This window comes from Bradyrhizobium sp. HKCCYLRH1034, assembly GCF_051168375.1.
Taxonomy (GTDB): domain Bacteria; phylum Pseudomonadota; class Alphaproteobacteria; order Rhizobiales; family Xanthobacteraceae; genus Bradyrhizobium.
On the sequence record NZ_JBNPUW010000008.1, the window covers coordinates 123,230 to 137,253 of the forward strand.

Below are 14,024 nucleotides of genomic sequence, written 5' to 3' on the forward strand. Positions count from 1 at the left end.
AGCGCCCTCAATCATTGATAAAGCAGCGCAATATGCAGCAACATCAAGAAACTTGTTATGCTCTTCACGCAGTTTGAGTTTCTGTTCCTGTTCCTGCCGGTGACCCTGGTCGGCTATTTTCTGCTGGCTCGCTTTTTCGCCGCCCCTGTCGTGCGCCTCAGCTGGCTCGCCGCGGCGTCGCTCACCTTCTACAGCTATTGGGACATCCACTTCGTCCCGATCATCCTAATCTCCATCGTCTTCAATTATACGATGGGTCTGCTGATTGCCGGACAGACCGGAAAGCTCCGCACCGGCCTGTTTTCAGCTGCCATCACGCTCAACCTGGCCGCGCTCGCGTTCTACAAATATACGAATTTCGGCATCCAGATCCTCAATGCGATCACCGCGTCGAAGCACCCCTCGCTTGCGATCGTTCTCCCGCTTGGCATTTCGTTTTTCACCTTCACCCAGATCGCCTACCTCGCCGACGTCTATGGCGGGTATTCCGATGAACGAAGCTTTGTGAAGTACGGCCTGTTCGTCACGTATTTTCCGCATCTGGTCGCCGGCCCGATTCTCCATCACCGCGAGATGATGCCGCAATTCGGCTCGGAGGAGAGCCGACGAATTTCCATCGAGAAGGTCGCGGTCGGCCTTACGATTCTGACCATCGGACTTTTCAAGAAGTCGTTCATCGCGGACGGGTTCGGCCTGATCGCGAATCCCGTGTTCCACGCCGCCAATTCGAGCCACCTTCACCTGATGGACGCCTGGGGCGGCGCGCTCGCCTACTCGCTGCAGATCTACTTCGATTTCTCGGGCTACTCCGACATGGCGATCGGCATTTCGATCATGTTCGGGATCCGGCTGCCCTTCAACTTCGATTCCCCCTACAAGTCGCTGAGCATCGTCGAGTTCTGGCGCCGTTGGCACATCTCGCTATCGCGCTTCCTCCGCGACTATCTCTACATCCCGCTTGGCGGCAATCGCTACGGCGAGCACCGGAGAAACGCCAACCTCTTTGCCACCATGCTGCTCGGCGGTCTCTGGCACGGAGCAGGCTTCACCTTCATCATCTGGGGAGCGCTGCACGGGCTGTTTCTGATCGTCAATCATCGCTGGAGCAAATTCGTCGCACAGCGACCGGCCCTCACCCGCCTGTCGACGACCGCCTGGTATGCGGTGGCGGCGCTCTTGTTGACACAGTTCGTCGTGGTTCTGGCATGGGTTTTCTTCCGGGCCGACAATCCGAATGCCGCGGTCAGGCTCATCAAGGGGATGCTCGCCCTGTCCAACCCGGAGAAGATCACGGCAACGAACCTCGTCGATCCGCGCCTCATGATCGCAATCCTGGCAGGCTACGTCGCCTGTTTCACCCTGCCCAACGTGAACACGATGTTCGAGCGTTGGAAGGTCGGGCTCGACACCTACCACAACCCTCGTCCCTGGAGCATTCTGAACCTGAAGTGGCGACCGTCCCTGCCGTGGGCCATCGGAACTTCGATCGCGCTCGTGGCGGCGGTTCTGATGAACATCATCGCCGGAGACACCTCCCAGTTCCTCTACTTCCAGTTCTGAACGCGCAGGAGATGGCGAGCGACGGGCCTCGGACCCTCCCACCGACATTCGGCCTTATGAAGGCGGATATGTTCTTGTCGAAGCTGTCCAGGCGGGCGGCGTGCCGACGGCGCATCGTCCGCTTGCAGCGGCTACGCCCAGCCATTAGCCTGATTCTGGCGCAATCAACTTCCAGCACGACGCGGATTGCGAGCCAAACTCGCTTACTCCCGAAGCACAATCACCAAGGCGGGCTCGAACTTTGGCGCGGTATCTTGCGATCGTAGTGGCTCTGTTCGCCATCGTCTTCCTGCCGCTGCTGGCTGTTTTCGAATGGGTCGGCTGGCGATTGGGCGCGACCGTCCCGCTCTCGGTGCTCGCAGCCGAGCAATCGCACACCGAACGGATGGTCTGGCTCGGCACCTTCAAGGACTACGCTCCCTACAAGCTCGAACGAATCAAACAGGTCCAGCCCGAGGTTCTGCTGGTGGGAAGCTCGCGCTGCGGTCAGGCGCGCGAGCAGATGTTCCGTCCCTATGTGGCCTACAATGCGTGCCTGACGGCCTGGCCTCTCACGCACGTTGTGGACTTCGTCGATCGCGCGACCACGGTGGCGAAGCCGCGCGTGGTCGTCGTGGCGCTGGACTACTTCCTCTTTGGCGATTTCCTCGCTGACGTCTGGCGGAAAGAGCGCACGATGGACTTCGCCCAAGGCATCGATTCGCATCGGCGGAAGCTGCACGACGTCGCGGACTTCGTCATGCGGAATCACGGAGATCTCGATGCGATCCGTTCGGCCATGATGACGCCGCAACTCGAGCCCGTTGACAACAACAGGCTCGTCGGCACCGAGGCAATCCGCGGCAAGTTCGGATTCCGCAAGGATGGTTCCGTCATGGTCGCACCACCCTATCGAAATGCGGCGGCCGAAACCTTGGCGCGCGGCGCTCAGTACGTCACCTCCTCGTTTCCGGGCGCCCCTCATCTCAGCGAACGCGAATTTGGCGAGATCGAGCGACTTTCCAGGCTTTCCCGCGAGCGCGGGTTCTCGGTGGTTGCGATCCAATATCCGTTCCTGGAGAGCGCTGGCGCCTTTCTCGACACCGACGAGGCCTATTGGCCCTATTCCGGGCTCTGGCGCGAGATCAGGAGTCCACAGACCGTCGAAAGATTTGCGCAGCTTGGCATCCAGTTCTTCGATATGAGCCGCACCGAGATATCGCGCGATTCCGGCAACTTCTTCGATCCCGCGCATCCCTCGGAAAGGGGCATGCTCAAGACCTACCTCGCCCTGCTGGACCGGACCGAGTTCAGCAAGCTGTTTCCGCGGATCGACCGCAGCGCCTTGGCAGCCGATCTCGAAAAGGGACAGGGTGAACAGTTCGATCTCTATCACTGAGGCATGCTGCGAGAGACTTGCGTCCTCCGAGGCTTTTCCGATTGGCCCGCCCACCAGCGAAGCAGTTCGTCTCTCGTCGGAGCATCCTCGGATCCATCCTCCGCCTGATTCGTCAGCAAAGATGCTGAGCATCGCGGAGAAAGGATGATGAGCTCTCCGGAAGCCGCATTCCAACGCGACCACACAACCGTAAGCTAACAGGACTGTTTGTGCTGCTGCGCACACCTGATAAAGAGACCGCTGGAAATGACCGCCGCCGGCCCCTCCATCGCTCCGATCGGGGGACCGTGCTTGTTTTTTCGCAACGAAATCAATGTCGAGCATGAAAGATGCAGATCGGAACGGGATTCGCGGTGCAGATGTGCCGGGCGACAGCGACGCTTTGCATCGGAGTTCCTCGGCCCGCGAATGACACGGTGGCCGATTATCCGACCTCAGCCCGATCGAACCGGAGGCGAATTCCTTGGATCAGGTGATCGATATGAGTGAGATGGATCTGGCCTGTCAGACTGTTCGCGCCTCCTGCGACTCCGGGCAGACGATTGCGTTCGTGTCCGGCAACTTCAACGTCGTGCACCCCGGACATTTACGGCTTTTGAAGTTCGCCGCCGAGCAGGCCGACGTGCTGGTCGTGGGCGTCAATCCCGATTCGACGCCTGGCGTGACCCTGGCGCAGGACATGCGCCTCGAAAATGTGCGTTCCATCGCCTTTGTGCACCATGTCGTGCGCTTGGAAACATCGGCGTCCGACTTCATCGCGCATCTGAAGCCGACGGTCGTCGTCAAGGGCAAGGAGTTCGAGGATCGCGCCAATCCCGAGCAGGAGGCCGTGGACGCCTATGGCGGACGGCTGATCTTCTCGTCCGGTGAATTGCGCTTTGCGTCGCTGTCGCTGCTGGAACGCGACGCCAACATCGACATCTCCACGGTCCGCAAGCCGCAGGAATTTCCCAGGCGCCACGGCTTCGAGATCGCGAATCTGAAGGATCTGCTCCGCAAGCTGTCCGGCATGCGGGTCGCCGTCATCGGCGACCTGATCGTCGACGAATATGTCACCTGCGATGCGGTCGGCATGTCCCAGGAGGACCCGACCATCGTCGTGACGCCGCTGATGACCCGCACCTTCGTCGGCGGCGCGGGTGCGGTTGCGGCGCATGCGCACGGGCTCGGCGCCGACGTGAAATTCTTCACCCTGGTCGGCGACGACGAAGCGGCGCGGTTCGCCCGCAACACGCTCGAACAGCATGGCGTCAACTTCAACGCCTTCACCGACCAGAGCCGGCCGACCACGCGCAAGCAGCGTTTTCGCGCGCTCAACAAGACGCTGTTGCGCGTCAATCATCTGCGCCAGCACGCGTCGGATGCCGACCTGCAGCGGCAGATGCTGACCTCGGTCGAGCGCGCCTTGAAGACCTGCGATCTGCTGCTGTTCTCCTGCTTCAACTACGGCTGCCTGCCGCAGGATCTGGTCGACGCGATCGCCGATCGCGCCCGCGCCCAGGGCGTGATGATGGCGGCCGACAGCCAGGTGTCGTCGCAGACCGGCGACGTCTCCCGCTTCAAGGGCATGACCCTGCTGACGCCGACCGAGCGGGAGGCGCGCGTCGCACTGAACGACTTCATTTCGGGTCTCGCCGTGATCAGCGAGCGGCTGGTCGAACGGGCCCGCACCAAGAATCTCGTGATCACGCTCGGCGCCGAGGGCGCGCTGATCAACACCATGGCGGACGGCACCTTCACCTCGGACCGCCTGCCGGCGTTCAATCCATCCCCGAAGGACGTGTCCGGTGCCGGCGACAGCTTCTTCATGGCCTGCTCGATGGGCCTGCGCGCGGGCGCCGATATCTGGCAGGCCTCCTATCTCGGATCGCTGGCGGCTGCCCTCCAGGTTTCCCGCGTCGGCAATCTGCCGTTGACGACGGCGGAATTGGTGCGGGAAATCGACGAGACCGGATTCAGCCAGGAGTAGGATGTCGTCATGCGTGCCCTCCTGCTCGCGGCGGGGATCGGAAGCCGGCTGCGCCCGCTGACCAATACGACGCCGAAATGCCTGGTGCGTGTGCACGACCGTCCATTGCTGGACTACTGGCTCGATCTCGTGTTCGAAGGCGGCATCGAGCGCGCGCTGCTCAACACACACTGGCTCGCCGAACAGGTGCGCGCCCACGTGGCGCAATCGCGCTGGCGGGACCGCATCGATCTTGTTCACGAAGATGAACTGCTCGGGACGGGCGGCACCGTGCTTGCCAACCGCGCCTGGTTCGGCGACCAGCCCTTCCTCGTGGCTCACGCCGACAATCTGACGGATTTCGACGTCGCGGGGCTGCTCGCCGCCCATCGCAACCGCCCGCCCGGCTGCATCATGACGATGCTCGCATTCCGCACCGATGATCCGAGCTCGTGCGGGATTCTCGAGCTCGACGATCAGCACAGGGTCATCGCCTTCCACGAGAAGGTCAAGAATCCGCCCGGGAACCTCGCTAATGGCGCGGTCTATGTATTCGATCCCGCCGTCATCGCCGACATCGCCGCGCTGGGAAAGCCGATCGTCGATCTCTCCACGGAAATCATCCCCAACTATTTGGGACGCATTTTCTGCGTGGAAACCAGCGGTTATCATCGGGACATCGGCAACCCGGAAAGCTTGCGCCGGGCCCATTTGGAGTTTAATCACGAACCACGCCGTGGCGGGGACGCTTGACGGGCGGGTTTCGCCGCCGGGCTGGTCACCTTCTTCTGCCAATTTGTATAAAGGTGCGCGCGACGCGCCAGCCGGCGACACGACAGGCGAGCCACGGGGATTGCTCAGATGAAGATATTCGTGACCGGAGCGTGCGGCTACAAGGGCAGCGTGCTCGTGCCGAAGCTCTTGAAGGCCGGCCATAAGGTCGTTGCATTCGACATCATGTGGTTCGGCAACTTTCTCGAGCCGCATCCGGATCTCACCGTCGTCCAGGGCGACGTCCGCAATCCCGACGCCATCGACCTGACCGGGGTCGACGCCATCATTCATCTCTCCAGCGTCGCCAATGATCCCTGCGGCGATCTCGACCCAAAGCTGACCTGGGAGATCTCCTGCCTCGCCACGATGCAGCTCGCCGATCGCGCCTATCGCCACGGCATCAAGCGCTTCATCTACGCCTCCTCCGGCAGCGTCTACGGCGTCAAGGAAGAGGAGCAGGTCACCGAGGATCTCGAGCTGCTGCCGATCTCCGAGTACAACAAGACCAAGATGTGCGGCGAGCGCATCGTGCTGTCCTACAAGGACGACATGGTGGTGCAGATCGTGCGCCCCGCGACCGTCTGCGGCTACTCTCCGCGCCAGCGGCTCGACGTCTCCGTCAACATGCTGACGATGCAGGCGCTGATGAACGGCCGCATCACCGTGTTCGGCGGCGACCAGACTCGCCCGAACATTCACATCGACGACATCACCGATCTGTATCTTTTCCTGCTCGATCATCCTGAGCACACCGGGATCTACAATGCCGGCTTCGAGAACATCTCGATCCTCGACATCGCCAGGCTCGTCACCAAGCACGTGCCGGCCGAGGTCATCGTGACGCCCTCGAACGACCCGCGCAGCTATCGCGTCAACTCCGATCGCCTGCTCGCGACCGGCTTCCGGCCGAAGAAGACGGTGGAGGACGCGATCAAGGAAATCATCGGCATGTACTCGCAAGGCCAGCTCAAGAACGACGACCGCTGGTATAATCTGAAATGGATGGAGAAGGAGGTCGTGAAATGAACGTCCTGGCCTTCAAGACCCCCGGCAGCCTGTTCGCCGACTACACCAGCCGCTTCAGCACCGTGCTGAAGGATTTCGACTGGAGCCCGGTCGAGAAGCTCGCCTATGATCTGCGTGATTGCTGGCAGACCGGCCGCCAGGTGTTCTTCTGCGGCAATGGCGGCAGCGGCGGCAACGCCAACCACCTCGCCAACGATTTCCTCTACGCGCTGTCGAAGACGCCCGGCTCGGGCCTGCGCGTGCACTCGCTGTCGTCGAACCCGTCCGTGATCACCTGCCTCGCCAACGACGAAGGCTATGATCAGGTGTTCTCGCTGCAACTCGCGGTGCTCGCGCGCAAGGGCGACGTGCTGATCACCTTCTCCGGCTCCGGCAACTCGCCGAACATCCTGAAGGCGCTCGAAGAAGGCAAGAAGATCGGCATGACCAGCTATGCCGTGCTGGGCTTCTCCGGCGGCAAGGCCAAGGCGCTCGCCGACGTGCCGATCCACTTCGCGGTCGACGACATGCAGATCGCCGAGGACGCGCAGATGGTGATCGGCCACATGATCATGCAGTGGCTGTACGCCCAGCGCGGCGACATCATCACGACGCGCGAGGTCTGACGGGCAAGGACGATGGCTGCGAACGAAAAGTACCTGATCCTCGGCTCGAACTCGTTTTCGGGCGCAACCTTCGTCGACTTCCTGGCTGCGGCCGGTCACGACGTGATCGCGACCAGCCGCTCGGACGAGCCGCATGACGCCTTCCTGCCGTACAAATGGCAGAAGCGTCCCGGCAAGGTCCGCTTCCAGCGCGTCGATCTCAATCACGATCTCGATGCGCTCAAGACGCTGCTGGCCTCGGAGCGGCCGACTCACGTCGTGAACTTCGCGGCGCAGAGCATGGTCGGCGAGAGCTGGCTGTATCCGGACCACTGGATGATGACCAACGTCGTCTCCGCCGTCCGCCTGCACGACATCCTGCGCAACTATGACGGCCTCGACCGCTACGTCCACGTCACGACGCCCGAGGTCTACGGCTCGACGGAGGGCTGGGTCCGTGAGGACGCGCCGTTCAACCCGTCGACGCCCTACGCGGTGTCGCGCGCGGCCGGCGACATGAGCCTGCGCACCTATTTCGCCAACTACCAGTTCCCCGTGGTCTTCACACGTGCGGCCAATGTGTACGGCCCGGGCCAGCAGCTCTATCGCATCGTGCCGCGCACCATCGTGGCGGCGATGACCGGGCAGAAGCTGCGGCTCGACGGCGGCGGCAAGTCGATCCGCGTCTTCATCCACATGACCGACGTGTCGGACGCGACCGTGAAGATCGGGCGCAGCGGCAAGCTCGGCGAGACCTATCACATCTCGGGCTATGAGCTGGTCTCGATCCGCACCCTGGTCGAGATGATCCTGGCCCGGCTCGGCAAGTCGTTCGAGGATTGCGTCGAGATCGGACCCGAGCGTCCCGGCAAGGATACCGCCTATACGCTCGACAGCTTCAAGCTGCGCACCGAGCTCGGCTGGCGCGACACCTTCTCGCTGGAACAGGGCATCGACGACGTCATCGCCTGGGCGCGACGTTTCGAGGATGTCATGGCCAAGCTGCCGACCAAGTACGAACATAAACCCTGATCGAGACCCCTGCGCTTCCCCGAGGAAGCGCGACTGGAGAGCACGATGAACGTTGCAGTCCGGAGCACCGCGGCCAAGCCTGACGCCGCCGCCCTGAAGGCGCAGGCCGCAAGGCTGCGCGGCAAGATCATCGAGATGTCGCACAAGGCCCAGGCCGCACACCTGGCCTCGTCGCTGTCCTGCGCCGATGCGATGACCGCGGCCTATTGGCATGTGCTCAATATCGACCCGAAAAACCCGACCGATCCGCTGCGCGACCGCTTCATCCTCTCCAAGGGCCACGCCGCCGCAGCGCTGTTCGCGACCTTGGCGATGAAGGGCTACTTCCCGATCGAGGAACTCGACACCTACTGCCAGGACGGCGGCCGTCTCGCCGAGCATCCGCCGGCGAACCTGCTGCCCGGCGTCGAGGCTGCGACCGGCTCGCTCGGCCACGGGCTGCCGCTCGGCTGCGGCATGGCACTGGCCGGGCGCATCAAGGGCGAGAACTACCGCGTCTACGCCCTGCTCTCGGACGGCGAGAACAACGAGGGCTCGGTTTGGGAGGCGGCGATGTTCGCCGCCGCCCAGAAGCTCGAAAACGTCTGCGTCGTCGTCGACTACAACAAGTGGCAGGCCACCGCGCGCTCCAACGAAACCCTGATGCTGGCACCGCTGCGCGACAAATGGGCCGCCTTCGGCTGGGACGCGCACGAGATCGATGGCCATGACGTCGGCGCGCTGGCGGAAGCCATGCAGAACATCCCGAACGGCTCGGGCAAGCCGGTGGCGCTGATCGCCCACACCGTAAAGGGCAAGGGCGTGTCGTTCATGGAAGACGACAACAACTGGCATTATCGCGCCCCCACCGCAGACGAAGTGACGAAGGCGTTCAAGGAGCTCGGCCTGTCATGAGAAACGCGTTCGCTGACGAACTGACCAAGCTCGGCAACGAGGATTCCCGCGTCGTCATGCTCTCGGGCGACATCGGCAACCGCCTGTTCGACAAGTTCAAGGACAAGCACCCCAGCCGCTTCTTCAACTGCGGCGTGGCGGAAGCCAACATGATGGGCGTCGCCGCCGGCATGGCCATGAACGGCCTGCGCCCGGTCGCCTATACGATCACGCCGTTCGTGACGACGCGCTGCCTGGAGCAGATCCGCACCGACGTCTGCTATCACGAGGTCCCCGTGACGATCGTCGCGGTCGGCGCCGGCCTCGCCTATTCCGGCCTCGGCCCGACCCACCACGCCTGCGAGGACATCTCGTTCCTGCGCTCGATCCCGAACATGGTCGTGATCTGCCCGGGCGATGCCTTCGAGGTGCGCGGTGCGCTGCGCGCGGCGATGCAGCAGGACCGGCCGGTCTACATCCGCATGGGCAAGAAGGGTGAGCCGGTGGTTCACAAGGGCCCCCTCGCGGATTTCAAGATCGGCAAGGCGATCACGATCGAGGAAGGCTCCGACGTCTGCCTGCTTTCGACCGGCAACATGTTGCCGGAAGTCATTGAAGCTGCACATAAGTTGAAGGAGAAGGGCATCTCCGCCGAGGTCGTCAGCTTCCACACCGTGAAGCCGCTGGATGAGGACAAGCTCAAGCAGGCCTTCAGCCGCTTCAAGCTGGTCGCGACCATCGAGGAGCATTCGCTGATCGGCGGCTTCGGCTCCGCCGTGTCCGAATGGCTTGCCGACACCGAGACGCAGGCGAAGAAGTTTCTGCGCTTCGGCACGCCGGATGCGTTCTTCAAGAAATCAGGCGAACAGGAATATGCCCGCGAGGTGCTGGGACTGACCGGCCACCAGATCGCGGACAAGATCATCCACGCGTTGAGCTGAGACATCACATGAAGACCCAAGCTGCCCTCCTGGTCCAGACCGGCCAGCCGCTCGTGCTGGCCGAGATCGAGACCCCCGCCCTCAAGCCGGGCCAGGTGCTGGTCGAGATCGCCTATTCCGGCGCCTGCGGCACCCAGGTCATGGAGTGGCGCGGCGACAAGGGCGAGGACAAATGGGTGCCGCATTGCCTCGGCCACGAGGGCACCGGCACGGTGATCGAGGCCGGCAGCGCCGTCACCAAGGTCAAGGTCGGCGACAAGGTCGTGCTGTCCTGGATCAAAGGCACGGGCATCGAGGCTGGCGGCGCCGTCTATGACTGGGATGGCAAGAAGGTCAACGCCGGCGGCGTCACCACCTTCCAGCGCCACGCTGTCGTCAGCGAGAACCGCCTGACCCTGCTGCCGCCGGACCTGCCGATGGATGTCGCGGTGCTGCTCGGCTGCGCTGCGCCGACCGGCATGGGCGCGGTCTACAACGTGCTCAAGGTGCAGCCCGGCGACGCAGTCGCCGTGTTCGGCACCGGTGGCATCGGCCTGAACGCGCTGATGGCCGCCGCGCTGGCCGGCGCGATGCCGGTGATCGGCATCGACCCGAACCCGACCCGCCGTGCGCTTGCCCAGATCTACGGCGCGACGCATGTGATCGACGCAAGCGGCGACGTGCTGGCCGAGATCAAGAAGATCGTGCCGCAGGGCGTTGATCTCGCGGTCGAATCCTCCGGCATTCCGGCCGTGATGGAGCAGGCGATCAATTCCACCCGTCAGCAGGGCGGCCGCGCGGTCGTGATCGGCAACGCCAAGCATGGCGCGGCGCTCACGCTGAATCCCGGCGTCTTCAATCAGGGCAAGAGCCTGCTCGGCACCTGGGGCGGCGACAGCGTTCCGGATCGCGACTACGGCCGCTACGGCCGGCTGCTGAGCTCCGGCCGCTTCCCGGTGCGGGATCTCTTGTCGAAGCCCTACAGCCTCGCCCAGGCCGACCAGGCGCTGCAGGATCTGGCCGCCGGCAAGGTCGGCCGTCCGCTGATCGACATGTCGCTGCGTTAAGTCCAGGCCATGCGGATCGGGATCGACTTCGACAACACGATCGCCTGCTATGACGGCGTGTTTCATGCGGCCGCGCTCGAGCGCGGCCTGATCCCGGCCGATCTCGGCCGCGACAAGAACAGCGTCCGCGACCATCTCAACGGCAGCGGGCGCAAGGACGACTTCACCGAGCTGCAGGGCTATGTCTACGGCGCCCGGATGGACCTGGTGTCGCCCTACCCTGGCTTCGCGGAGTTCGTCGCCGCGGCCCGCGGCGCCGGGCATGACCTGTTCATCGTCAGTCATAAGACCAGACACCCCATTCTCGGTCCGAAGCACGACATGCATGCCGCCGCGCGCGGCTTCCTGACCGACCGCGGGCTGATGGGATCGGCCGCCAGCCAGATCGCGCCGGACCGGGTGTTCTTCGAGCTGACCAAGGACGAGAAGGTCGCCCGTGCGCATGCGCTGGCCTGCGAGGTCTTTGTCGACGACCTGCCGGAGATCCTGGGCATGACCGGATTCCCGCAAGGGATGCGCAAGGTGCTGTTCGACCCGGAGAACCAGTTCGCGACCACGGCCGTCCCTTACGAGCGCCGCGCCTCGTGGGCCGAGATCGCGGCGGATGTCGTCCGTGACCGCGGCTGAGGCCAACGCCGACGCCGCCCTGCTGGCGCTCGCCCAGCGCCTCGCCGCGCAGGCCGGCAAGGCCAGCCCTACGGGACTGACGCGGCTGGCCGGCGGCCGCAACAACCAGGTCTTCCGTCTCGACACGGCCGACGGCCCGCTGGTCCTCAAGCGCTACTTCACCGACGCTCGCGACACCCGCGACCGGCTCGGCGCCGAATGGAGTTTTGTCAGCCATGCCTGGTCGCACGGGGTCCGTGTCGTGCCGGAGCCCCTGGCCTGCGACCGCGCCGAACAGGCTGGCCTGTACAGCTTCGTCGAGGGACGCAAGCTGACGGTCGCGGAGCTGGCGCCCGTTCATGTCGATGCCGCGATCGACTTCGTGCTCGCCGTGAATGCTCCGCCCCGCCCGGCGCTGGCGGCCGGATCCGAGGCCTGCTTCTCCCTCGCCGAGCACCTCGCCACCGTCGAGCGCCGGGTGGCGCGGCTGGCGACGCTCGATGGCGACGTGCCCCATGTGGCCGACGCCCGACAGTTCGTGACCGCACGGCTGCAGCCGGCCTGGGCAGAGGTGAAGGCGACCATTCTGCGCGGCGCCGCGGCCGAAGGGCTCGCCTTCGAGACCGCCATCCCCGCCGATCAGGTCTGCCTGTCGCCGTCCGATTTCGGCTTCCACAACGCACTGATCGACGACCAGGGCAAGCTCACCTTCCTCGACTTCGAATATGCCGGCCGCGACGATCCGGCCAAGCTCGTCTCCGACTTCTTCTGCCAGCCGGAGGTGCCGGTGCCGCTGGCGGTGCACGAGCATTTCATCGACCGGCTCACGGACGGCCTCGGACTGGACGCGGCCAGCGTCGCGCGCTGCCGGCTCTTGCTCGACGCCTACCAGGTCAAGTGGACCTGCATCATCCTGAACGACTTCCTGCCGCTCGGCGCCACCCGACGCGCCTTCGCCGACACAGGCGCCTGGGCGCAGCGTTGCGCCGCGCAGCTCGCCAAGGCCGACGCCAAGCTCGACCTCATCGGCGCCACATCCGACTAACCGACATCGTAACGCCCGGAGATCTTCATGGCCTATCGCGAGTTCGTCAGTCTCGTCCACAAATCGACCAAGCGCGACTATCTCGCGCGCGTTACCCAGCGCGACAAGGCCGATGTCGCGGAGATGGCGATCAAGTACGACTACGACTACTGGGACGGCAGCCGCGAGACCGGCTATGGCGGCTACAAATATGACGGCCGCTGGCGCAAGGTCGCCGATGCGATGATCGCGACCTACGGCATCAAGCCCGGCATGCGCGTGCTCGACGTCGGTTCCGGCAAGGGCTTCATCCTGCACGATTTCCGCGAAGCCATCCCGGATCTCGAGGTCGCCGGCATCGACGTCTCCTCCTACGGCATCGAGCACACGATGGAGAGCGTGAAGCCGTTCTGCCAGGTCGGCACCGCGGCCAAGCTGCCCTACCCCGACAAGCACTTCGATCTGGTCATCTCGATCAACACGCTGCACAACCTCTACAACTACGATCTCGATGCCGCCCTGCGCGAGATGGAGCGCGTCAGCCGCGGCGCCAAGTATCTCTGCGTCGAGGGCTACCGCAACGAGCGCGAGAAGGTGAACCTGATGTACTGGCAGCTCACCTGCCGCATCTTCCACACCCCCGAGGAATGGGCCTTCGAATTCAAGCGCTCCGGCTACACCGGCGACCACGAATTCATCTTCTTCGAATGAGTGTGAGCTGAGAGCGTCGACAGGCGCTCTCGCGACGCATTGGCATCCGAGCTATCAGTCGACGATCGCTCTCTCGAACGAGAGGGCGCGGGGAAGGCCGGGAGCCTGCCGCCCCCATGGCCCGCCTGCAGAAAGAAGTGCAGGCGGCAGGTACCACAGGTTCGGCTGGGACATCCCGGCCTTCCCCGCGCGACTGGTTTTAACGGTGTCCTTCGTGCTCTCCCTGGGGATCGGCGTTCTTGCCCCCATTTTGCGACAACGCGCCTTTGGCGCGTTGCGCAGACCTCAGCGTCGAGAGGCCAGGACCACACGACTTCGCCGTCCGCGCCGATTGCGCTCGTCTGGCGCAGCCGTCACGTCCATCGCAGCCCACCTCCACGTATCGTGACGACGCGTACGTCCCTCTGCATGAGGCGGGATGACGCGAGAGAACCATATTTTCCGATAAAACGAAAGAAGAATATTTTTCCCGGCAGGACTGGACAGGGGTGATGCACCTGAAGATGCGGACCAATTCGTCT

13 protein-coding genes are annotated in these 14,024 nt (G+C 63.8%); all 13 read left to right on the forward strand.

What is annotated here, in order from left to right; all coding sequences use genetic code 11:
* Positions 1-57: 57 nt before the first annotated feature.
* The gene (locus ACQR0W_RS20425; RefSeq protein WP_315828204.1) at positions 58-1,560 is read left to right on the forward strand and encodes an MBOAT family O-acyltransferase; all 1,503 of its coding nucleotides are present in this window, start codon (positions 58-60) and stop codon (positions 1,558-1,560) included.
* A 265-nt stretch (positions 1,561-1,825) separates the two neighbouring features.
* The gene (locus ACQR0W_RS20430; RefSeq protein ID WP_315712793.1) at positions 1,826-2,938 is read left to right on the forward strand and encodes a hypothetical protein; all 1,113 of its coding nucleotides are present in this window, start codon (positions 1,826-1,828) and stop codon (positions 2,936-2,938) included.
* Positions 2,939-3,419: 481 nt separating this feature from the next.
* The gene (locus ACQR0W_RS20435) at positions 3,420-4,907 is read left to right on the forward strand and encodes a PfkB family carbohydrate kinase (RefSeq protein WP_409977946.1); all 1,488 of its coding nucleotides are present in this window, start codon (positions 3,420-3,422) and stop codon (positions 4,905-4,907) included.
* 9 nt (positions 4,908-4,916) lie between these two features.
* The gene (locus ACQR0W_RS20440) at positions 4,917-5,639 is read left to right on the forward strand and encodes a nucleotidyltransferase family protein (RefSeq protein WP_315753226.1); all 723 of its coding nucleotides are present in this window, start codon (positions 4,917-4,919) and stop codon (positions 5,637-5,639) included.
* A 108-nt stretch (positions 5,640-5,747) separates the two neighbouring features.
* Positions 5,748-6,686: an NAD-dependent epimerase/dehydratase family protein gene (locus ACQR0W_RS20445; RefSeq protein WP_315712796.1), complete on the forward strand. Its 939-nt coding sequence runs from the start codon at positions 5,748-5,750 to the stop codon at positions 6,684-6,686.
* Entirely contained in the window at positions 6,683-7,291 is a 609-nt protein-coding gene (locus tag ACQR0W_RS20450; RefSeq protein ID WP_315712798.1) for an SIS domain-containing protein, read from the forward strand. The genes ACQR0W_RS20445 and ACQR0W_RS20450 overlap by 4 nt, the downstream gene beginning before the upstream one ends.
* A 12-nt stretch (positions 7,292-7,303) precedes the next feature.
* The gene (locus ACQR0W_RS20455; protein ID WP_315828207.1) at positions 7,304-8,302 is read left to right on the forward strand and encodes an NAD-dependent epimerase/dehydratase family protein; all 999 of its coding nucleotides are present in this window, start codon (positions 7,304-7,306) and stop codon (positions 8,300-8,302) included.
* Positions 8,303-8,347: 45 nt separating this feature from the next.
* Positions 8,348-9,196 (forward strand): transketolase, encoded by an 849-nt coding sequence (locus tag ACQR0W_RS20460; protein WP_316169683.1) that lies wholly within the window; start codon positions 8,348-8,350, stop codon positions 9,194-9,196.
* A complete protein-coding gene (locus ACQR0W_RS20465) occupies positions 9,193-10,116 on the forward strand; it encodes a transketolase family protein (protein WP_315828209.1) in 924 nt (307 codons plus the stop codon). The genes ACQR0W_RS20460 and ACQR0W_RS20465 overlap by 4 nt, the downstream gene beginning before the upstream one ends.
* Positions 10,117-10,124: 8 nt before the next feature.
* Positions 10,125-11,162: a zinc-binding dehydrogenase gene (locus ACQR0W_RS20470; RefSeq protein WP_315753230.1), complete on the forward strand. Its 1,038-nt coding sequence runs from the start codon at positions 10,125-10,127 to the stop codon at positions 11,160-11,162.
* A 9-nt stretch (positions 11,163-11,171) separates the two neighbouring features.
* Entirely contained in the window at positions 11,172-11,789 is a 618-nt protein-coding gene (locus tag ACQR0W_RS20475) for a hypothetical protein (RefSeq protein ID WP_315712805.1), read from the forward strand.
* The gene (locus tag ACQR0W_RS20480; RefSeq protein WP_315753232.1) at positions 11,767-12,813 is read left to right on the forward strand and encodes an aminoglycoside phosphotransferase family protein; all 1,047 of its coding nucleotides are present in this window, start codon (positions 11,767-11,769) and stop codon (positions 12,811-12,813) included. Before ACQR0W_RS20475 ends, ACQR0W_RS20480 begins: the two co-directional genes overlap by 23 nt.
* A gap of 27 nt (positions 12,814-12,840) precedes the next feature.
* Positions 12,841-13,503, forward strand: a complete 663-nt coding sequence (locus tag ACQR0W_RS20485; protein ID WP_315712807.1) for a class I SAM-dependent methyltransferase — start codon at positions 12,841-12,843, stop codon at positions 13,501-13,503.
* Positions 13,504-14,024 lie beyond the last annotated feature (521 nt).